Raw genomic sequence first — 18,757 nt, forward strand, 5'->3', positions numbered from 1 at the left:
GGTTCGTGGCGAGATCGGCCTGCGGTACGTGCGGTCCTCGGCCACTCTCCCCACGAACGAGTAGTCGAACACATCCACGTCCTCAAGACGGTCGAGTGTCCGCGCCGTATGCTAAGAAAGGGACGAGTAAGCCCCATCTGAAGGACTTCGATCTGAGGAGGAGCCTCATGAGCCTAGTAACGTCACAGGGACTCAAGGCGCGAAGCAACGTCGACGCAGCGATCGACCGCGTACGCAACGAGCTTCTCGCAGAGGTGACGAAACGAGATCTGGAACTGTCAGAGGCATTCAGAATCTTTGCCGACGATTCGGAACAGACAGTGCGCGAGGCTGTCTGGCGGCTGCTCAACGATCGCCAGGTGGAAGTCACATCAGGCACACGGCTACGTTCTCTGCACGCGTGAGTTCGGTTCCGCCGGACTTCAGAACAGCCGGCCAGCATGACGTAGACAGAATTCTCTATTCTTCGGCCTACAGGCGACTCACTGGGGTCACGCAAGTCGTGGCAGTGGGAGAGCGGCAGCTTTTCCACAACCGGCTCGCTCACACCCAGAAGGTTGCACAGCTCTCACGCCGCATAGCCCAATTCTTGAATGCTCACCCCGACAGCCCCGAGGGCCTGCGAAACGTACCCGGCGGCCGTATCGACGAAGACTGCGCCGAAGCGGCCGGTCTCGCGCACGATCTAGGGCACCCTCCGTTCGGTCACATCGCGGAAAAAGCGCTGAACGAAAGATGTGACGACGCCGGTACCGACGGGTACGAGGGGAACGCCCAGAGCCTTCGTATCGTGACGAAGCTCAGCGTTCGACGCAATCTTCGCAACCTCGACCTTTCCGACCGTACGCTGAACGCGATCTTGAAGTACCCGTGGATGAGCGACCACCCGGAGCCACCCGCGAAAGGCAAATGGGGTGCCTACCTCACCGAGCGGGAAGTTTTTGAACGCGTTCGCGGGGTGCGATCGTCGGATGTCCAGCAAAGCGTGGAGGCCGAGATCATGGACTGGGCCGACGACATCAGTTATGCCGTGCACGACTTGGAAGACTTTTACCGCGCAGGCTTCATCAACCTGTATGGAATCCAAACAGACGAAGTCGTGCGAGCAGAGTTCTTTGGTCGGGCTCTAGCTGAGTGGGACGGCGCGCCATGGCCCGAAGAGCAGGCGCAGGAAGAGTTCAACGAGATCCAGTTCCAGATCAAAACCGTGGAGGGCCCGTTCGACGGCAGCATGAAAGCTCGGGCTACCGTTAACGAGCTTGGTTCCAGTCTTATTAATCTGCTCGTAAGCTCGTCCCGGCTCGATGCGGACGGGCGACTTCTTGTACCAGACAAGCTGCGCAGGCAGGTTCATTTCCTCAAGCAATTAACGTGGCAGTTCGTGATCAACGAGCCGTCGCTCGCGACCTTGCAGGTGGGCGAGGTCAAGGTGATCAACGATCTTTTTGAGAGCCTCTTCACCTGGCTGTCAACTGAGAAGAAGCGACCGCAGCGGCTACCGACGCGACTGCACGACCTTCAAAGTATGGCCGTGCGCGAAGACTATCCAGATGAAGACGCGCGCAATGCGAGAGTCGTGGCGGACTACATCTCGTCGCTTACCGAGGACCAGGCGATGGACCTACACGCTCGACTCCACGGTTATACACGCGGAAGCGTCCAGGACACGTGGGTGTCGTATTGACCACCATCAGTTGGTGCCGCGGGCACCTTCAGCACCAGATGAAAAGTGAAGACCATGGCGAGATCTGACCTCATCCTCGCCTTGGCCGCCGCGTCGCTCGAATCCGACACCGAGGATGCACGGCGAGCGATCGAGACCATCGCCGCGGAAGAGTTGCGCAAGGGCCACAGCCATGTAGCTGAACGGCTAGAAGAACTACTCCTCGCCGCACCCGCTCCGCGACCCACGACTGGTTCACGGGTCGAATCCAGGCGAGCGTCGCAGGCATCAGTGCGGAAGACATTGTCTACAAAGCGACTGGCAGACATTCGTCTAGGGGACGAGTCAAGGGCGGTTCTGGAAGAGATCATCTCTGAACACCACCACACGCGAGAACTGCGCGCGGTCGGACTTGAGCCGCGCCACAGGCTGTTACTCATTGGCGCCCCGGGGACCGGCAAAACCACCTTGACTTCAGCGCTCGCGAACGAGCTCGCCCTGCCGTTGCGAACGGTCCAGTACGAGGCCGTGATTGGTAGTTACCTCGGCGAGACTTCAGGGCGCCTGCGCGACATGTTCGATTGGGCATCGGAAGAACCTTGCGTACTGTTTCTCGACGAGTTTGACACCCTCGCGAAAGAGCGCGGCGACGAACACGATGCTGGTGAAGTGAAGCGCGTCGTCAGCACACTCTTGCTCCAGCTTGACGCGCTCCCCAGTCATGTGGTGCTCGTGGCTGCCACCAACCATGATGAGCTTCTCGATCGGGCCGCGTGGAGGCGATTTCAGGCCATTGTGCGACTACCGCTTCCCGGGGCCGATGAGCGGGCGTCGTATGCGCGCGAACTCGCGAAACGCATTGGGCTTTCAGCAGCAATCGACGTAGAGGAACTGGCCCGATCCATGGATGGCGAAAGCTACGCCGCGGTCGAAGAGTCTGTTGTGTCGCTGCGTCGGAGAGAAGTCATCACGGCCGCTTCACAGTAGGTCTGTAGAAACCACCGTAATGACGCGTTCTGTCCACCCCCGCTAGGAGCCCGATGCCGACGTACTCAAGCGCCAGCGAGAGCTACCCACTGCTCGCCATCTCTTCGAGTGAGGGCGGGAAGCGTGATGGCTTGCCCGCAGGTTTCGCCAGTGTGAAGCCTGCTGCTCGCACACAACAAAGTTCCCGGCTCAGTCCAAGGTTTGCTGCGCTTTCTGCCGCGATGGACACCGAGCGACTGAGAATCAACGACGATATCGCCGGCCATGACCCCGAACTAGTGATCGTCCTTGAGGTCAACGCGACACTTGCTGAGTTTGCGCGAGCAGTCTCCCTAGTTCCTGGACTGGAGTTCTTGGCCGAGCTTGTCGAGGACCAGGAGGATCCTGAGTTTGGCGTTACGACGCCGCGCGCCGGGCAACTCGTTGATCGCACCATGTACGTTCTCGCTCAGAACGCCAAGGCCTTACAGCAGATCCAGCGTCTATGGGACCAGTGGAAGACCGAGGCGTCCCCGAAGTTCGCACGTGGCCTCGCCCCTTGGAAACAAGTGTTTGCGTTGCTAAAGGACGTGCGGCCGTGGGGGCCGTCGGACAGAATCGCTGGAACGCAGCTCGAGGAGGCGTGGGGTCAATCTTTAGCGCGGGGGGACGCCGACCTCGTGGCAGAGGTCGAGCTCTGGTTTCGTCGCACGGCGTCGGCCCGGGATCGTGCTGAAGAACTCTTCATTGCCGAACTCCGTGTAGCGGGTTGCGAGATTCTTGACATTGCGCAAATCGAAAGCATCGCCTACCACGCGATTCTCATCCGAGTCGACGCGGATCTCGCCCGAGCAACGCTTGACGAGCAAGGCTTCTTGGTAAACAACGCGCGAGTGTCGCAGGTGCGCCCACAGATGATCGGCAGCGATCACGTCGTCGACACGAATCTCGACCAAGAGGGTGCGAGTGCGTCAGCACCAGTCTCGGACGCAGAACCGCTCGTCGCAGTGCTCGACGCTATGCCGCTGACTGGCCACCAATTGCTCGCATCGCGGCTGATCGTGGATGATCCCAACCAGGTTTCCAATAAAGTGCAGGCACAAGACCGTGTCCACGGATCCGCGGTGGCGTCTCTAGTTATCTGGGGCGATCTAGAAAGAGGCCGGGAGGACTCGGTCGGCCGGAAGGTCTACACGCAGCCATTGTTCACCACGGGGAACGGCGATGGTGCAAATTTCGAAGAATCGATGCCTTCCGACCGCCTGGCAGTCGCCGTGATGAATGACATCTTGACGCGCATGTACATCGGGACGAGTGATACCCCTCCGTCGGCTGCATCTGTTCGTGTGATTGTTCTAACCGCCGGCCACACCGCTCTGCCCTTCGGGTCAAAGATCAGCCCTTGGGCCAGGCTCCTAGATGTCTTCGCCAGCCGTTTCGACATCCTATTCATCGTGAGCGCGGGGAATTACTCACAGCCGATCGAACTTGACCCTCAGGTCGGGACGGAGGTGCTCGACGACAAGGACCAGTTGCAACGCCAGGTCCGGAAGCATCTGCTAGAGAATGCTCACGAGCGAAGAATCCTGTCGCCGGCCGACTCCTTGAACGCTCTCACGATTGGTGCCCTCCATGCGGACTCGGTCACCGAGGAGATGCCCGCAACCGCACTGGACGTGATCGGCTCCGCACTAGCTCCAAGTCCCGCCAGCGCCATCGGTGGCGGGTACCTGCGCGCGATGAAGCCGGATCTGTTTGCAGATGGCGGTCGAGTCCTCTACCGCCACCGGTTCGATCGAACCGATCGCATCGTGCTCGATGTCATCGAAAGCAGCAATGCTTCGCCCGGGCTTCTCTCAGCGACGCCTGGTCTTTCTGGAGAAACTGCCGCGGAGGGACACTTGCGCGGAACGTCTGCGGCAGCAGCGTTCGTAGGTCACGAAGCCGCGCAGGTGGTCGAGCTGCTTGCAGGCGATAGCGGGAGCCCGCTCGTGCCGCCGCGCTACCTCGGAATCGCAACCAAAGCGCTCGTCGCAAATGCAGCGTCGTGGCAGAGCGCGGAGTCAATGATCGAGGAAGCCATGACGCCGTCCGACCGAGGTGCGTTGAGACGTGATGCATCGCGTCTCTTCGGGTTCGGATTTCTGAGGCCGGACGAGGTTGCGCTGTGCGGGGCTCGGAAGATCACTGTAGTTGCTACTGGGGCGGTCATCGCGGATGGTTCGCGAGACGTTTACATGCCGGTTCCCTTGTCTCTGAACGGCCGACGAGATGTTCGTCGCGTGATTGCGACACTTGCCTGGTTTACCCCAGTAAATCCTCGACAGAAGTCATACCGGCAAGCTCGAGTGTGGTTCGACATCTCGAATGGCAGCGAGTTCGGTGTATCGGGAATGGAAGGCGAGTGGCGCGCTACCCGAAGGGGATCGCTTCAGCATGAAATTTTTTCCGGCGACCGTGCGGTCACGATCGGTAGGGATGCCGCCCTGCATGTTCGAGTGAATTGCATGGGAGCGGCCGGTGGCGTATCCGGGGCCGTGCCTTTCGCTTTGGCCCTTACTTTCGAAGTCGATGATTCAAGCGACATCCGCGTTTACCAAGAGATCTCGACAGCACTTCAGTCTCGCGCAACGGTCCAGGGTGCGCGGGCGCGGGTTCGAACATAACGGGCGCATCCTCCCATCGCGAGGCACTCAATGCCGGTGCTGTGCCGGTAGCTCCGCTGAAACCACCGTCAACCGGCAGCGACCAACCATGACAACTTCCCCGGAATCACGCGGCAAACGACGATCAACGAGCGCCTACTCCCCCTCCGCATCCAACTGAAAATCGTGAGTTCACGGGATCGACGCCCGTCGGAGCCACTGACACCCTCGTTTGGCTTCTACACACGGGTTTTATTTGTTGCAGGTTCGTTCGCGGGACTCCCGGAGCTGTCCAGCCCGAAGAACATCGGTAGCCGGCGACGCACGCCGACTCACCCATCGACGACGGCGAGTTTCCCCCCAAGGCAGTCCACCCACCCGGCGTTCGGGGACAGTGAGCGAGTCAGCGCCTCGATCGCGGGCCAGCTCGGCCACTTCGCTCTCAACCCGGAAAACGGGGGGGTATGCGCCGATAGTTCTGATGAGTGTGATTATCCGTGGTACAAACCCAGCCCCTTGAAGTGAGACGGGGCTGAGCATGAACTCAACTCTTCGAGCGCACGAGTACGACTGAATACGTCGTTCTGCTCGAAGTGCTGGTTTGACGTGGGTTCGCTCTAGGCGCGGGGCCGGACACCGCAGTACGCTCTGGACAACCTGAGCACCGGAAGGCGGTGGTCCGCATGGCCACAAACGAACCGAGAGTCGATCCCGAGACGGAGGCTGCGACCAACCGCGCCCTCGACTCAGCACAACTGCGTGCCGGCGACACCACCGCTTCAGTCGTCCACCCGGGTCAGGGTGAGTCGGCAGCTGACGACGGCACCTTGGGCGACGACGGAGACTAGAGGCAGGACGAGAGTCCCCCGGAATGACCCGGGCAGCACTCATCGTCGCTCAGTAACGGCCGGTGCGGCCCCTCCGTTCGGCGCCGAGACCAATTCCACGCCTCCGCAGTCAGCGTCGCCGCGGCGTCATAGATCGATCGGCCCAGGTGAGGGAGCTTCCGTCGGCAATCCGCCGTCGAGGATTCGCTCGACCATGCCGATCGCACGATCGGTGAGGACATCGCCCCGGTGGAAGTCCTCGTAGTGCTCCTGAGCCTCCTCCAGCGTGGTGCTCCGGTCACCGTCGACCTCGGCTATGGGGTCGTTGTCACTCTCTACTCACAGAGTTTGCGACAGGCGCCCGATCATTCTGATGTCGAGCTGTTCCACTGGCATGTCCGGACCATTTACTCCGAAGCCATCCTCATACGGCAGGCGAGCCAATGAACGAGTCGGTCCGTGCAAGAGCGTTCGGTTGCCGACCGATCGTTCCCTGATCAGAACAATGCATCACTGGTGATCACCCGCGACAGGTTCGGTTTCTTGAGGGGTGCTCTTGTCACGACGGGAGCGGATCAACTCGATCGCTCCTCGCACTGCGGCGCCGGTCAGGAGGTTTATGGCAAGGGCAACGGCGAAGAGCAGAGCTATCGCCCCACCGACTACTGCGATGATGACGAACGGTCCACCGAGGAGAACGAAGAGGATCGACCCGTTGTCCATGTGCTCACATTAGCTGGGGAGCGACGGCGGTCAACGAGCGCGCTCGGGCCGTGGTTGTTCGTGGAGGTCGGTCACGCAGGCTCACTCTGGATCTGCTGAGCTCCCAATCGATTTGGAGGGATCTCCTCCGTCCGGCGGATGCGGAAGCCTGGTTCCGTCCTTACTTTGGATCTATGAAGGTGAAGGTCCTTGACGGCGCTACGTATTCGATCATCAAGCGGGCGCCCAAGTCCGGACAATGGGACTACGTATGGGTCGGAGATAACGGCCGCGAAATCGAACTCACGGAAGAAGAAGCTGCTCAGCTTCGTCAAGAGCTTTGAGACGCACCGCAATATGTGCACCCGTTCCCGTTGGCGCAATGCCGCCATCTGCCGATAGTCACGCACGTCGGGAGCGTCCAGACGCGCCGATAGCATCAGTAGGCCGCCGAGGCGCGGCGTAATCACAGAGGACAACACCATGCACAGCACCAATAGGATCTCTCTCGCCGTCGCGTCGGTCAGCATCGCGGCTCTGGCGCTCGTTGGCTGCAGTAGCCCGGCGCCTGAGAGTTCGCCACCCGAGACAGTCGACAGCGTGATCGTAGACGCCCCAGAAGAGACAGCGCCTGAGTCGATCTTCGAGGACAGCGTCTTGACCACACCTGAGGTGACGATCAAGATCACCGATGTGAAGACGATCGCGGCCGGCGAGGTGGGCAACGAGTACAGCGACGTACCCGTCATCGCCTTCTGGTATGAGGTCACGAACGTTGCGGGAGAGGACGTGACGCCCAGCGAATGGCTTTTCAGCTTCACCGCGTATCAGGACAACGACCCCAACGTCGAGAACGAACTCAACGTCGGCTCACTCCCGGATGACTCGTTCCTAGACACGCAGATGGAGAAGATCAAGCAGGGCGGCACAGTCGCCAACGCCGTGGCTTACGAGCTCACCGACACGACGACACCGGTGAAGCTGGTCGCCTCTGATGATCTCGGCATGACCGAGATCGGAACGATGACCTTCGAGCTGAAGTAGCGACGCTTGCATGACGAGAGCCGCCCGGGTTACGACTTGGGCGGCTCTACTGCGTCTCTTGCCCACCCAGTCGGCCAGGCGGGACGTGTCCGATCGCGTCTGTGCGGACTGCTACGTTCAGCGATGAGATATCCCTTGCTTTGAGAGGCACCCCTTTGAAGATCACAGCACCCAAGATCGGCGCGACCGTCGCGCTTCTCGCACTCCTCGGCATCAGCGCCGTGGGCTGCTCTTCCCCTGAATCGTCCGGCTCATCGTCGGGCAGTGACAAGTCGACTGAGACCGAGCAGGTCGAAGAGGTCGAAGAAGCACCGGAGCCGGTGAGCCTCGAGGGCGACTGGAAGCAGACGAACTCCGACGATCCGGAGCGCTGGCAGAAGGCCACGATCACCGCCGACGCTATCGAGGTGTTCTGGGTCGCAGACGCCGGCGACACCGAGGCGTTGTACTGGGCGGGATCGGTCGAGGTCCCCGCTGAGGGAGAGTCGTTCTCATTCGACTCGGTCAACGACACCACGAAGACCAAGTCCGCGCTGCTCGCCTCGAGCGACGAGACGAAGACATTCACCTACGAGGGTGGCGAGCTCAGCTACGACGTGACCGTGCAAGGCGTGACCACGACGGTCCGACTCGGCCAGGAGTAACCGGCAGCGACGACGTATAACGCACACCCGTGTGTCGCCGAGCGACGCGGCACGGAGCCCGCGGTTGAGTCTCCGCATTTACCCTGACCCGCCGCGTGCGGGGCTTACAGATCGGGCCCAGCGTAGGTGATCGCCGGGTCCGGAGCCAGGTACAGGTAGTCGTTCGGCGCAATGTCCTTGCCGTCTCCTGTCACCCAATATCCGTTGAAGTGCAGAACCGAGAGACCATCGATGCAGAACCGATCCTCGATGACGCTCGGCATGTCGCCCACCGCAACCGTGTATCCGACGACGCGGCCATCAGCATCCAGGTGAGCGGTCCCAGCCGCCCCTTCGCGCCCTCCATCGTCGAAGGGTTCGCCGGTGGCGACTTGTTCTTCATCGGCTTCGCCGATTCGTTCCCCCGCCAGTCGATCCGGGCTAGACGGACGCACGTTGGCTCTGCCGTTGGCGCAGCCGTTGATATTCCGCTCGGCGCAGGGCTGCTCGTTTCAACCGTGCTCGACGCATTATCTCTGGGTGGTTGAGACTCGTCGAGTGCGGGCAGGTCCGCGGTGCAACCAGTGAGCGAGACTGTCACCACGATGGTGGCTGCAACAATCCCCGCTACTGCTCGATTCATGGCGCCAGTGTAGTCGCCAGTGGGCACACCGAATCAGTGCGCGCCACCGGAGCAAAAGGAGACCCTGTCCGCGGGTTCGCTACGATGACGATGCGTCAGCGGACGACGAGCCACATCACTGAAGGAGCCCCACGCATGCCTCGCACTGCCAAGCTCGCCGCGACAGTTGCCGCCCTCGTCCTTGCCGCAGCTCTCGCCGGATGCACCGCCACGGCACCCCAGCAATCGGCAGAGCAGACATCAACGCCCACCGCGACCGCCACACCGACCCCGGCTTACCTGACCGAGCTACCTGCGTGGGCTCTCGGCACAGGGATGCCCTGGTTCATCTACCCGGACGGCTTCGAATGCTTTGGCACTGAGGGATGCCCGAACGACTACGTTGCATTTTTCGGCGAACCCGGCCCTTTCCTGCCTGAAGGCGTGGTTTACTACGATCCGGCGATCCACGGCGACATGGTCACCCCTGTCGACCAGTAGCCCTTGAGTAGCGTGGCTGCCTCATAGCCCTCGTGTCTCGAAACGCATCGTTTCTGGCCGGCGGACGCAATCGACGATCCTCAGCTTCGAGAACTGCCGTTCGCGTCCAGCATCCACAGGTTCTCACCGTCGAGTTGCTTCCACTGCAGACGCGGCTCGTTCCGCATGCGGCGTCAGTGAGCCAGATCGTGGAGTCCGGACCCCACCCGGCGATGACCGTCGCGTACTCACCGTCGATATCGATCAGCCTCGTCGCCGCGGAAAGGTATCCCAGCGTCGTGAGGTGGACGGCATCCCATCGCTGCGCGACCCGTTCCCAGTCAGGGATGAGCCACCTGCGGTCGTGGCCCGTGACACGGAACCAATCGTGGCGACGAGACGCGGTCACCTCCATGGGGTACTCACGACACAGGGCCGCCCATCCATCGGCCGAAACGATCTCGAGAACTCGGCCCGCTCCGTGTACCGGTATGACGGTGGCAACCTCCCAGCCGAGAGAGTCCTCGACGAGTTGGAGTGCGTCCATCACTTCCGCTCGGGTCGTGAGGAGCTGCTGCGGCACCGACCACCATGTTCCTGACCAGTTCGCGTGTGGGTCTGATGGGCGTTCCCGGGCGGACCTTTTCTCGTCCTCTCGCTGCGCGCTGGTCCACTTCGCAAGAGCTGCAGCCGGAGACGGTTCGATCGGCGCGCTATCGGAGGCCACGCGCCAATCGATCGCCCACTGCGCCGTCGTGAAAGGCGCAGTCAGGGCTGGCATCCCGCCGATCAGGTGGTCGGCGACGACGAGCAGGGATTCTCGTACAGCGGGCAGCGCGGCGACCGCATCCTCGCCATCGGGCTCCTGCCAGTACCGAGCGCGGTCCACCGTTTCACACATAGCTTCTCGGACAGCTTCTTCCGAGATCGAAGGCAGATCAGCGTGCCGGATGAGCTCAGCGACTTCAGCTTCGGTGAACGCAGGGTCCTCGACAACGTCGCTCTCGCTCCCACCGAAGCGGAACAGCGTCCCCGGATTGGGATCGAGCTCGTGCGCGAGCCAGAACACCGCCGACCTTGTTTCCTCGTCAGTATTGGCGACATACGCGAGGCATAGGCGACGACCCCGTGGTCCGAGTAGCAGCTCGTCGGCGATAGTCATAGTGAAGCCAGCTTGCCGTACTGCCTCGGCCACGTCCCGACTGGCGTAGTGTTCCCTCACCGAATGCGCTCAAGGAGGAACGTCATGCTGACCACGGTGGCCGACGGTGTTCACGTCCATCAAAGTGAACTGCTCGCCAACAATGTCGCTGTGGTGGAAGGCGAAGCGGGAGTGCTCGTCGTCGACGCAGGGATCACCGACGACGAGATGTCTTGCCTGGCGAGAGATCTCCACGAGCGCGGCCTGTCGGTCGTCGCCGGGTTCGCGACGCACCCGGACTGGGATCACGCGCTCTGGCATCCGGCACTCGGCGACGCACCGCGCTATGGCACTGCACGCTGTGCCGCGCGACTGGTGGAGCTGCGCTCACGGCCGGACTGGAAGTCCGAGTTCGTCGAGGGTCTTCCACCTGAAATCGTCGACGACGTTCCGGTCGATCTCTTCGGTCTCCTCTCGGGCTTGCCGGAAGATGCGACGCGGCTGCCATGGGACGGTCCGGAGACTCGGGTCATCGAGCATCCCGCTCACGCGCCAGGCCACGCAGCACTGCTGGTCACGGATCGCCGAGTGCTGATGGCGGGCGACATGCTTTCTGACGTCCTGGTGCCGATGTTCGACGAGCCGGACGGCACGAACGATCCCCTCCGGGAGTACCTCGTCGGTTTGCAGCAGCTGGAGAGCATGATCGATGATGTCGACGTCTTCATCGCCGGACATGGCTCGTCAGGAGACCAGGCCGAGATGCGTCGACGGATCGACCTCGACCGCACGTACGTGCACGCTCTGCGAGACGGGGATCCGTCGGAGGACCCGCGGATCGGATCCGGCGCGCAGCCGGGCTGGGAGTGGGTCGCATCCATTCATGACGGGCAGCGCGAGAAATTCGGGAAGCGCTGACCATCAATCTCGTATGACGAATCGGCCGGTTCTTCAGATGGCGTTGAGCAGCCCCATCACGTGGCCGGCCTGAGCCTCGGTTGTGCCGCGCGGATTACGGCGGAATCCAGCGTTGCCTGGCAGCAGCATCACCAGCCAGAAGGCCGCCCAGAGCGGTCGGTAGGCGCGCATCCGCTCTCGCTCGTCTTCGGATAGGCCGACGGCTGAGGAGAGGGCCTCGGGATTGAACACGCCTGCTGTACGACCGGCGATGTGCTCGAGATGATCGGCCAGATCGTACGCCGGGTCGGTGAGCCCGCCGTCCTCGAAGTCGACCAGGCGACAGGCCTGACCGTCCCACACGATGTTCGCCGGGTTCAGATCCGCGATCCCGAGTCCGACGAGTCGAGGGATTGGGAGGGCATCGGACCGAGCGAGCCATTCACGTGCAGCTTCGACTCCATCAGCCACCTTCGTCGGGTCCTGGCAGTGCGAGAAGTCATGTTGTTCGCTCAACCATCCGGCGAGTGCGTGAGGAAGCGTCGACGGGCCGTAGCGACGTTCGTTGATCCCCGCCGCCGTGATGCGCTCGACAGGGATGCCGTACAGGCGGCGCAACGCCTGTCCCAGTGATTTCGTTTGCGCAGCGGTGAGTGGCCTACCGCCGAGGGGATCTCCCGGTAACCGCTCCATGATCACCACGGGGTGGCCGCCCACGGTCTCTCGCCTCAGCGGTCGTGGCGCGATCCCCGGCGCGTGCTCCCAGATCAGATTGAGGCATCCCCACTCGCGGTCGGCCTCGCCATCAGCCCAACTCAGAAACCTCTTGCGAACCTCCGTATCGGTGAAGCTGAGGTCGTGGGTCTGGGTCTGCACGCCTCACAGTGTAGGAGGACCGCGAGAACACCGCCGCCTCTAGGCGGCCGGTCGCGCGATCGTGAAGCCTGAAGACTGCCGCGAATCTCCTGGCGAGCCGCTGCTACGGTCGACCCATGCCCCGACCGATGTCCGAGCCTGGATGCTGCGTCTTCGTGAATGGTCTGCCCGGCTCCGGGAAGTCGACATATGCCCGGGAGTTCGTGGCGTCCAGAAGAGGGTGGCTGAATCTTGACGTCGACGTGCTGCGGGGACTCCTCGGCACCGCTTCGACGGACTTTCTACAAGCCGGCGCGGAAGTGCAACCGTTGGCGCTGGCGATGCTCAGGGAGCACATCGCATCAGGCGGGAACGTGATTTTTCCGCAGCTCTTCTTCATTCCAGACGAGGCGGCCGAGTTCGAGGCGGCGGTGGTAGCAAGTGGAGGTCGGGTGCGGCGCACGATGCTTCACGAAGACGTCGGTGAATGCTGGCATCGGGTCGAAGAGCGGGGTGGGCGCACTGCGTCCGGTTCCATCGACCAGCACATCCTGAAGCTGCTTGCCGAAGCTGGTGGGCTGAGTGAACTGCAGCGCATCGAGAACCAACTGGCTGCGTGGTCAGAGCTTCCCGATCCGCCCAAGATCATCACCTCATCGACGCCGTACGACGAGATCGCTCTGCTCGCGCGCTGACCGCGATCTATTCGGCAGGAAGGAAGCTCCGCACGGCGGTCGCGGCATCTGCCAGCGAGAGCCCTCGAGTATCGACCATCTGCTCATGTTCTCGGATCGGAAGGGCCGACTGTGTGCGGAAGTCACGCATGACCTCGTCGATCGCAGCATCCGACGCACCGGTGATGTCGTCGCCGGCGAGCGCCGGACCGTCGCCTCTCCGCCGGCTCGTGGCGTGCGCGCGCACATCAGCGTCGGACGCCACGAGGCGAACGAAAAACACCTCAGCGCTCGGCAGCGACGCACGCACGGCTGATGGGCTGATCTCGAGAGGAGCGGCCACGACGAACACGTCGGCACCGACGCCGAGGAAGGCATCGTGCACGCGCACGAGGTTGGCCAGACCGACAGCCCTGCCGTCGTTGTTCCACACGAACGAAAGCTGCGCGAGGTCTGCGAACCCGAGGCGGTGCCCCGCACCCCATTCCTCGCTCGCGATCTCCCAGCCGATCCGAGATGCTCCGGCCAGACGTGGACCGGTGAGCCAGAGCACGCGGTGCGCGGCCGCTGTCACCGACGCCAACGGGCGAACAGCTGTGATCGACTCCGCGGCGACCGGGTGCCACGTTGAGAGCACCTCTTCGACGGTCTCGTCGAGCGACCATTCGTCGGTGCTGATCCGCTCCCAGGATGACTCCACCCGAGCCGCCTCCGCCGTCCCTGCGGCGAGGTACTGCTCGAGCTGCCCCCCGGTGGTCCCCCGCTGCCCGAGCCGATCGCGGCGAGTGATCTCAGACGCGTCCAGCCATATCGACTGCACGGAGATTCCCCCGATCTGAGGCGGAGGATCATCGGGCCATGCGACACCCGACACGACCAGTCGGTCGACGCCGGCGCGCCGGAACTCCTCAGCCACCCCGGCGAGTGCGCGCTCCTTGAGGCCCCATCGATCCGGGTCATCATCCGGCGGCGGATAGCACATGCCCAGCTGGTCGATATCGACGTATCCGCACCGAACGCCCTCCCGCGCCAGCTGCTGCGCGATCGCCCACGCCGTCGCGGATTTGCCGACGCCGGGTGCACCCGCCAGCCGCAAGAGGTCCATTCGTCGAAGCCTAGTCAGTCACTGCCTCCCCCGAGGTCCGCCGCCCTTGTTCGCAGTGCGCTCCGTGATCCGGCACGATGGGTGACATGACTGACGGGTACGACGCCGGATTCCTGGCCACGCCGCTTCCGATGCCCCAGCCTGCGCTCGACGTACGAGAACTCGCCTATCCACGGTTCTCCGTACTGCTCGATCCGCAGCGCCGACTCGCAGCCGTCACCGGCGTCAACATCGACGGCGAACGCCTGCTCGAGGTGTCGCGCACCGGCGATTGGCGCCTCGACCCGAGAATCCCTGCAGAAGAGCAGACCGGTCCAGACGTCTATGCCCGAAACGATCTCGATCGTGGCCACCTGGTGCGCCGCCGCGATCCCGGCTGGGGGGAACCGGACGAGGCGCGCGATGCCACCGAAGCGACATTCTTCTACCCGAATGCCGCACCTCAGGCGGCCGGTTTCAATCAGTCCAAAGAACTCTGGCTCGGCCTCGAGGACCACGTGCTCGCTTACGCCGAGACGACCGACCAGCGTGTGTCCGTCTTCACCGCACCTGTGCTCGTCGACGACGATCCGCCCTACCGGGGTATCCGGATTCCTCTGCGCTTCTGGAAGGTCGCCGCGTGGCAGGGCCCGAACGGGCTCGCCGCGACGGGCTTCATCCTCGACCAGTCCGATCTCGTCGACACCTCCGAAGGACTGCTCGCTGCGCCGCCGCTGGGGGCGTTCCGCACTTTCCAGGCACCCGTTTCAGACATCGCAGAGATGACCGACATCGACTTCGGTGCATTGCTGGATGCCGATGTCCTGAAGGCGCAGTCCGCGCGTCCAGAAACCTGGCGCGCGTTGGCCGCAGCCCACGACGTGATTCTGTGAGCCGATACTGCGACGCGCTCGCGAGCGTTCAGCCGTCGAGCCCAGCCGTGGCCGTGGCGAGGTCGGCGACGACATCGCTCAGTTGACCGGTCTTCTCGAGCACGGCCCGCTGGCGCATCGCGCCGTTGCCTCGTGCGAAGACCTGCTCGACCTGAGCGTCGACGAGCGCCTCGTCACCGTTCTCCCGCAGAGCGGCGCGCACGTGATCGACGAGATCGGCGACGACCTCGCGTGCCGCACGCGGCTTGAGCGTTCGCGGATCGATGAGCTCGCCCTCGATGCCGAACCGTCCGGCCTGCCAGCTCATGAGTCTCAGCATCGAAACCGAGAGCGGCAGCGGCTCCTCCCCCGCGCGCCACGCAGCGGCCGCCGTGTCGACCAGGCCGCGGCACAGGGCCGCGACCAGCACGGTGTCCGCAGCATCCGGACAGACATCCGCGACGCGGATCTCCACGGTCGGATAGTGGTGCGACAGTCGGGCGTCGAAGTAGACCATGCCTTCGTCGAGGATGGCACCGGATGCGATCATCGAGGCGATGAGTGCGTGATAGCCCTCGGCAGTGCCGAATGCCTCGGTCGGGCCGGCAGTGGGCCAGCGCACCATCGCCTGCGAACGGAAACTGGCGTACTTCGTGTCCTCCCCCTGCCAGAACGGCGAGTTCGCACTCAGCGCGAGCAGCGCGGGGAGCCATCCTCGGATGCGGTCGAGCACTCCGACGCCCTCGTCGTCCGACTCCACGGAGACGTGCACGTGGCAGGCTCCCGTGAGCTGCTCGGTGGTCGTCAGACCGAAGTGTTCGACCATCTTCAGGTATCGAGGTTTGCCGACGATCGCCGCCCCGACCGGGAGCGGCGAGGTTCCGGAAGCGATCACCCGAGCACCTGCGCGTCGCGCCGCGGTGATCGCATGGTCGCGCCACGCACGCACACCGTCACCGAGCGCGACCATGTCGGTGTGCGGAATCGTGTCGGTCTCGATCTGCTGCTGCTGGAGCTCGTGCTCGAGCGAACCACCAGGTACTCCAGCGGTAGCGGTCGCCTGCGCTGTTTCGGCGGAGTCGCCTGGCACGCCGCCGCCACCGCCACCCGACTCGGCCGGCACGGCGGCCTCGGCCGCATACTCCAGCGTGCGCGCGGCGACCGATCGTGGTCGCCCGGTCTCGGCATCGACGAGCAGCAGTTCTTCTTCCACACCGACAGTACGCATGCGCCCAGTCTGTCAGCCGGACTCCGACACGCAGACGATTGCGCGCAGAGCGCAAGCCCGCCGCATGAGGTTGCCCGCGCGCGCCGAAGAGAGAAAGCTCGGGAGCGACAACGAAAGGAAGACCGCACTTTGTGTCGATTGCTTGGCTACGTCACCACACATAAGACTTCCGTCGTCGACGTTCTCGGACGCGACGATTTCGACACCTTCACCGCGCTCACGGAAGTGCACAGCGACGGATGGGGGATGGCGTGGCATCGCTCGCTCGGTGACGAGACCGAGTCGGTCTCGTCACCGCACAACGCGTCGATCGACCAGCAGTACAAGACGCTCTCCGAACAGGCACTCGGATGCTGCGGTCTCGTGCATCTGCGCTGGGCGACGGGCGGGCTGCCGGTGTCGCCGGAGAACACCCACCCCTTCACAGACGCGGGGTACGCGTTCGCGCACAACGGCCACGTCGCACCGATCGATCATCTCGAGGCACAGCTCACTGCGGCGTCGCGAGCCGCGCTCGTCGGCGATACCGACAGCGAGCGGTATTTCCGCCTCATCCTGCAGTGCATCGACGAGGCCGACGGCGATGAGGCCGCAGGTGTCACGCGCGCCCTGGAGATCTTGGTGCGCGAGTTTCCGAACTCGAGCCTCAACGCGCTCCTTCTGACACCCAGCCGGCTGTTCGCGATCCACATCAACAGTCGCGTCGACTCACCCGTCGAGTCGCTCCGCGAGATGTTCGAGTCGGACGAAGCCATGCCGGCGAGCCACGCGACCGAGTACTACGCCATGGACTACCGCATCACGGACGACGCCGTTCACGTCATCTCGAGCGGAGTCGACGCAGACGGATGGACGCGGATTCCCGAGGACACCGCGGTCATGATCGACCTCGCGACGCGCGAAGTGACGCGGCTGCATGCGGTGCCACTCGCATGAGCATGGACAAGGAAACCCGTCGCATCGAACTCACGATGCACAAGCCCTGGTTCGCTCTGTATGCCGGAGTGAGGCCGACGCTCGTCATCCAGGAGCGCGGTCAGCCGACGCAGTGGGGACTGGGAACCTGGCAGGTGCCCTCTGACGAGACGGTGACGATCGGCGTCTTCCTCTTCAACAGGATGTGGCGATTCGGTCAGGCAGAGTTCACGCTCGACCCTGCCCACGCCCCCGCACTCACATATCGCGCGCCGGTACTGCCGTTTCTCCGTGGTCGGATTCGCCGCGACACGGACTCACGCGCACGTCCCAGATGAACCCGCAGCCAGCCCCTACGCGATCACACCGACCTCCGCATCCGGCGGAGCGAGCTTGCGATCCTGCGCGGGGAACAGCACCTTCTGCACGATGATGATGATGCTCGCCGTCACAGGGATCGCGACGAGGGCACCGAGAATCCCGCCGAGCGCGCCGCCGCCGACCGCCGCGATCACGACGATCGCACCAGGCACCGACACTGCACGACTCATGATGCGCGGGCTCAACACGTACGCCTCGATCTGCATGTAGATCAGATAGTAGATCGCCGCGATCAGCGCGGTGATCGGCGCGTCGATCAGACAGATCAACGAGATGATGATCGACGCGCTGAGCGTGCCGACGAGCGGGATCAGCGACCCGATGAACGCGACCAGCGCGAGCAGCGCCGGAACAGGTGCCCCGATGATGCTCATCACGATGATCGTCAACACGGCATTGATCGAGGCGAGACTGGCCTGACCGATCACATAGCGCCCCACCGCGGTGGACACATCTTCGAGCAGTTCGCTGAAGCCGGGGCGACGGTATGCCGGAACGAAACGTGCCGCGATCCGCTTCATGCTCCGCAGTGATGCCATGAAGTACAGGGTGAGGATGAGCACGATCGTCACGCCGGTGATACCGCTCGCGATACCGGATCCGACAGCGATGAGGCCGCCGCCGATCTGACCGAGGTTGTCGGGGTCCTGGATGAACTCGACTGCGCCGTTCGCCGCATCCTCGATCTCCGCGCCGTACTGCCCTGTGACCTGCGCGAACCAGTCGCTGTTCATCACGTCATCGATCATCTTCGGCGCGTCCTCGATGAGGTTCGCGATCTGGCGCACCAGGATCGGCACGATCGCGAGCAGGATGCCGGCGAAGATGATCAGCACTCCGGCGACGACCACGCTCACCGCTGCTCCCCGCGGCATCCGCTTCTCCAGGAACACCACGATCGGATCGAGACCGAGAGCGAGAAACAGCGCCACTCCGACGTAGATCAGCACGGTGGCGAGTTGCCCCACGATGGCGCCGATCAAGAGCGCGACGAGCACCCCGAGTGCTCCCACCAACCCGAAGGTGAACGGTTCGATGCGATTCAGGCGACTGTTGTTCGCGCCCGACCCCCCACTGCCACTCGGCCTGACACGATGCCGCATGCTGCCCCCTCGAATTCAGTTCTGAAGTGACATTC

20 protein-coding genes are annotated in these 18,757 nt (G+C 63.3%); 13 read left to right on the forward strand and 7 right to left on the reverse strand.

The window, feature by feature from the left end; all coding sequences use genetic code 11:
- Positions 1-400: 400 nt before the first annotated feature.
- From ACP7AR_RS10495 to ACP7AR_RS10510, 4 genes are all read left to right on the forward strand, one after another.
- Positions 401-1,684, forward strand: a complete 1,284-nt coding sequence (locus ACP7AR_RS10495; protein ID WP_426185432.1) for a deoxyguanosinetriphosphate triphosphohydrolase family protein — start codon at positions 401-403, stop codon at positions 1,682-1,684.
- A gap of 54 nt (positions 1,685-1,738) precedes the next feature.
- Complete coding sequence (locus ACP7AR_RS10500) at positions 1,739-2,650, forward strand: AAA family ATPase (RefSeq protein ID WP_426185434.1); 912 nt, start codon at positions 1,739-1,741, stop codon at positions 2,648-2,650.
- 53 nt (positions 2,651-2,703) lie between these two features.
- Complete coding sequence (locus tag ACP7AR_RS10505; RefSeq protein ID WP_426185436.1) at positions 2,704-5,295, forward strand: S8 family peptidase; 2,592 nt, start codon at positions 2,704-2,706, stop codon at positions 5,293-5,295.
- Positions 5,296-5,957: 662 nt separating this feature from the next.
- Positions 5,958-6,122: a hypothetical protein gene (locus ACP7AR_RS10510; RefSeq protein WP_426185438.1), complete on the forward strand. Its 165-nt coding sequence runs from the start codon at positions 5,958-5,960 to the stop codon at positions 6,120-6,122.
- Positions 6,123-6,611: 489 nt separating this feature from the next.
- On the opposite strand, the gene ACP7AR_RS10515 is transcribed toward ACP7AR_RS10510, so the two are convergent.
- Entirely contained in the window at positions 6,612-6,824 is a 213-nt protein-coding gene (locus ACP7AR_RS10515) for a hypothetical protein (protein WP_426185440.1), read from the reverse strand.
- A 173-nt stretch (positions 6,825-6,997) separates the two neighbouring features.
- On the opposite strand from ACP7AR_RS10515, the gene ACP7AR_RS10520 reads away from it, so the two are divergent.
- From ACP7AR_RS10520 to ACP7AR_RS10530, 3 genes are all read left to right on the forward strand, one after another.
- Positions 6,998-7,147: a hypothetical protein gene (locus ACP7AR_RS10520; protein ID WP_426185442.1), complete on the forward strand. Its 150-nt coding sequence runs from the start codon at positions 6,998-7,000 to the stop codon at positions 7,145-7,147.
- Positions 7,148-7,286: 139 nt separating this feature from the next.
- Positions 7,287-7,847: a DUF5067 domain-containing protein gene (locus ACP7AR_RS10525; RefSeq protein WP_426185444.1), complete on the forward strand. Its 561-nt coding sequence runs from the start codon at positions 7,287-7,289 to the stop codon at positions 7,845-7,847.
- 155 nt (positions 7,848-8,002) lie between these two features.
- Entirely contained in the window at positions 8,003-8,491 is a 489-nt protein-coding gene (locus ACP7AR_RS10530) for a hypothetical protein (protein ID WP_426185446.1), read from the forward strand.
- A 104-nt stretch (positions 8,492-8,595) separates the two neighbouring features.
- Here the strand turns inward: ACP7AR_RS10530 and ACP7AR_RS10535 are convergent, their stop codons facing one another.
- Positions 8,596-8,925, reverse strand: a complete 330-nt coding sequence (locus ACP7AR_RS10535) for a hypothetical protein (protein ID WP_426185448.1) — start codon at positions 8,923-8,925, stop codon at positions 8,596-8,598.
- A gap of 323 nt (positions 8,926-9,248) precedes the next feature.
- Here ACP7AR_RS10535 and ACP7AR_RS10540 point away from each other — a divergent pair, with 323 nt between their 5' ends.
- Entirely contained in the window at positions 9,249-9,593 is a 345-nt protein-coding gene (locus ACP7AR_RS10540; protein WP_426185450.1) for a hypothetical protein, read from the forward strand.
- On the opposite strand, the gene ACP7AR_RS10545 is transcribed toward ACP7AR_RS10540, so the two are convergent.
- On the reverse strand, positions 9,574-10,767 hold the full coding sequence (locus ACP7AR_RS10545; protein ID WP_426185452.1) for a hypothetical protein: 1,194 nt from the start codon (positions 10,765-10,767) through the stop codon (positions 9,574-9,576). The two genes, ACP7AR_RS10540 and ACP7AR_RS10545, sit on opposite strands and share 20 nt — an antisense overlap.
- A 51-nt stretch (positions 10,768-10,818) precedes the next feature.
- Here ACP7AR_RS10545 and ACP7AR_RS10550 point away from each other — a divergent pair, with 51 nt between their 5' ends.
- Positions 10,819-11,631 (forward strand): MBL fold metallo-hydrolase, encoded by an 813-nt coding sequence (locus ACP7AR_RS10550; protein WP_426185454.1) that lies wholly within the window; start codon positions 10,819-10,821, stop codon positions 11,629-11,631.
- A gap of 33 nt (positions 11,632-11,664) precedes the next feature.
- Here ACP7AR_RS10550 and ACP7AR_RS10555 read toward each other — a convergent pair whose 3' ends face one another.
- Positions 11,665-12,486 (reverse strand): aminoglycoside phosphotransferase family protein, encoded by an 822-nt coding sequence (locus tag ACP7AR_RS10555; RefSeq protein ID WP_426185456.1) that lies wholly within the window; start codon positions 12,484-12,486, stop codon positions 11,665-11,667.
- A 116-nt stretch (positions 12,487-12,602) separates the two neighbouring features.
- Here ACP7AR_RS10555 and ACP7AR_RS10560 point away from each other — a divergent pair, with 116 nt between their 5' ends.
- The gene (locus tag ACP7AR_RS10560; RefSeq protein ID WP_426185458.1) at positions 12,603-13,160 is read left to right on the forward strand and encodes an AAA family ATPase; all 558 of its coding nucleotides are present in this window, start codon (positions 12,603-12,605) and stop codon (positions 13,158-13,160) included.
- A gap of 7 nt (positions 13,161-13,167) precedes the next feature.
- Here the strand turns inward: ACP7AR_RS10560 and ACP7AR_RS10565 are convergent, their stop codons facing one another.
- Positions 13,168-14,244, reverse strand: a complete 1,077-nt coding sequence (locus tag ACP7AR_RS10565; RefSeq protein WP_426185461.1) for a hypothetical protein — start codon at positions 14,242-14,244, stop codon at positions 13,168-13,170.
- Positions 14,245-14,330: 86 nt separating this feature from the next.
- Between ACP7AR_RS10565 and ACP7AR_RS10570 the strand changes: the two genes are divergently transcribed.
- Positions 14,331-15,116: a DNA/RNA non-specific endonuclease gene (locus tag ACP7AR_RS10570; RefSeq protein WP_426185463.1), complete on the forward strand. Its 786-nt coding sequence runs from the start codon at positions 14,331-14,333 to the stop codon at positions 15,114-15,116.
- Between the two features lie 28 nt (positions 15,117-15,144).
- Here ACP7AR_RS10570 and ACP7AR_RS10575 read toward each other — a convergent pair whose 3' ends face one another.
- Positions 15,145-16,323: a glutamate--cysteine ligase gene (locus ACP7AR_RS10575; protein ID WP_426185465.1), complete on the reverse strand. Its 1,179-nt coding sequence runs from the start codon at positions 16,321-16,323 to the stop codon at positions 15,145-15,147.
- A gap of 129 nt (positions 16,324-16,452) precedes the next feature.
- Here ACP7AR_RS10575 and ACP7AR_RS10580 point away from each other — a divergent pair, with 129 nt between their 5' ends.
- Together ACP7AR_RS10580 and ACP7AR_RS10585 are read left to right on the forward strand one after the other, a co-directional pair.
- Positions 16,453-17,259, forward strand: a complete 807-nt coding sequence (locus ACP7AR_RS10580) for a class II glutamine amidotransferase (RefSeq protein WP_426185467.1) — start codon at positions 16,453-16,455, stop codon at positions 17,257-17,259.
- A gap of 2 nt (positions 17,260-17,261) precedes the next feature.
- Positions 17,262-17,576, forward strand: coding sequence for a hypothetical protein (locus tag ACP7AR_RS10585; protein WP_426185469.1), 315 nt, complete (start codon positions 17,262-17,264; stop codon positions 17,574-17,576).
- Between the two features lie 15 nt (positions 17,577-17,591).
- Here ACP7AR_RS10585 and ACP7AR_RS10590 read toward each other — a convergent pair whose 3' ends face one another.
- A complete protein-coding gene (locus ACP7AR_RS10590; protein ID WP_426185471.1) occupies positions 17,592-18,632 on the reverse strand; it encodes an AI-2E family transporter in 1,041 nt (346 codons plus the stop codon).
- Between the last annotated feature and the right edge of the window lie 125 nt (positions 18,633-18,757).

This window comes from Microbacterium sp. TWP3-1-2b2, from assembly GCF_049896145.1.
Taxonomy (GTDB): Bacteria; Actinomycetota; Actinomycetes; order Actinomycetales; family Microbacteriaceae; genus Microbacterium.

Bases quoted from the DNA above. Each gene is read 5' to 3' on its own strand.
- ACP7AR_RS10525 (WP_426185444.1), top strand. From the start codon at position 7,287: ATGCACAGCACCAATAGGATCTCTCTCGCCGTCGCGTCGGTCAGCATC.
- ACP7AR_RS10560 (WP_426185458.1), top strand. From the start codon at position 12,603: ATGCCCCGACCGATGTCCGAGCCTGGATGCTGCGTCTTCGTGAATGGT.
- ACP7AR_RS10550 (WP_426185454.1), top strand. From the start codon at position 10,819: ATGCTGACCACGGTGGCCGACGGTGTTCACGTCCATCAAAGTGAACTG.
- ACP7AR_RS10565 (WP_426185461.1), bottom strand. From the start codon at position 14,244: ATGGACCTCTTGCGGCTGGCGGGTGCACCCGGCGTCGGCAAATCCGCG.
- ACP7AR_RS10520 (WP_426185442.1), top strand. From the start codon at position 6,998: ATGAAGGTGAAGGTCCTTGACGGCGCTACGTATTCGATCATCAAGCGG.
- ACP7AR_RS10515 (WP_426185440.1), bottom strand. From the start codon at position 6,824: ATGGACAACGGGTCGATCCTCTTCGTTCTCCTCGGTGGACCGTTCGTC.
- ACP7AR_RS10575 (WP_426185465.1), bottom strand. From the start codon at position 16,323: ATGCGTACTGTCGGTGTGGAAGAAGAACTGCTGCTCGTCGATGCCGAG.
- ACP7AR_RS10505 (WP_426185436.1), top strand. From the start codon at position 2,704: ATGCCGACGTACTCAAGCGCCAGCGAGAGCTACCCACTGCTCGCCATC.
- ACP7AR_RS10500 (WP_426185434.1), top strand. From the start codon at position 1,739: ATGGCGAGATCTGACCTCATCCTCGCCTTGGCCGCCGCGTCGCTCGAA.
- ACP7AR_RS10585 (WP_426185469.1), top strand. From the start codon at position 17,262: ATGGACAAGGAAACCCGTCGCATCGAACTCACGATGCACAAGCCCTGG.
- ACP7AR_RS10570 (WP_426185463.1), top strand. From the start codon at position 14,331: ATGACTGACGGGTACGACGCCGGATTCCTGGCCACGCCGCTTCCGATG.
- ACP7AR_RS10540 (WP_426185450.1), top strand. From the start codon at position 9,249: ATGCCTCGCACTGCCAAGCTCGCCGCGACAGTTGCCGCCCTCGTCCTT.
- ACP7AR_RS10510 (WP_426185438.1), top strand. From the start codon at position 5,958: ATGGCCACAAACGAACCGAGAGTCGATCCCGAGACGGAGGCTGCGACC.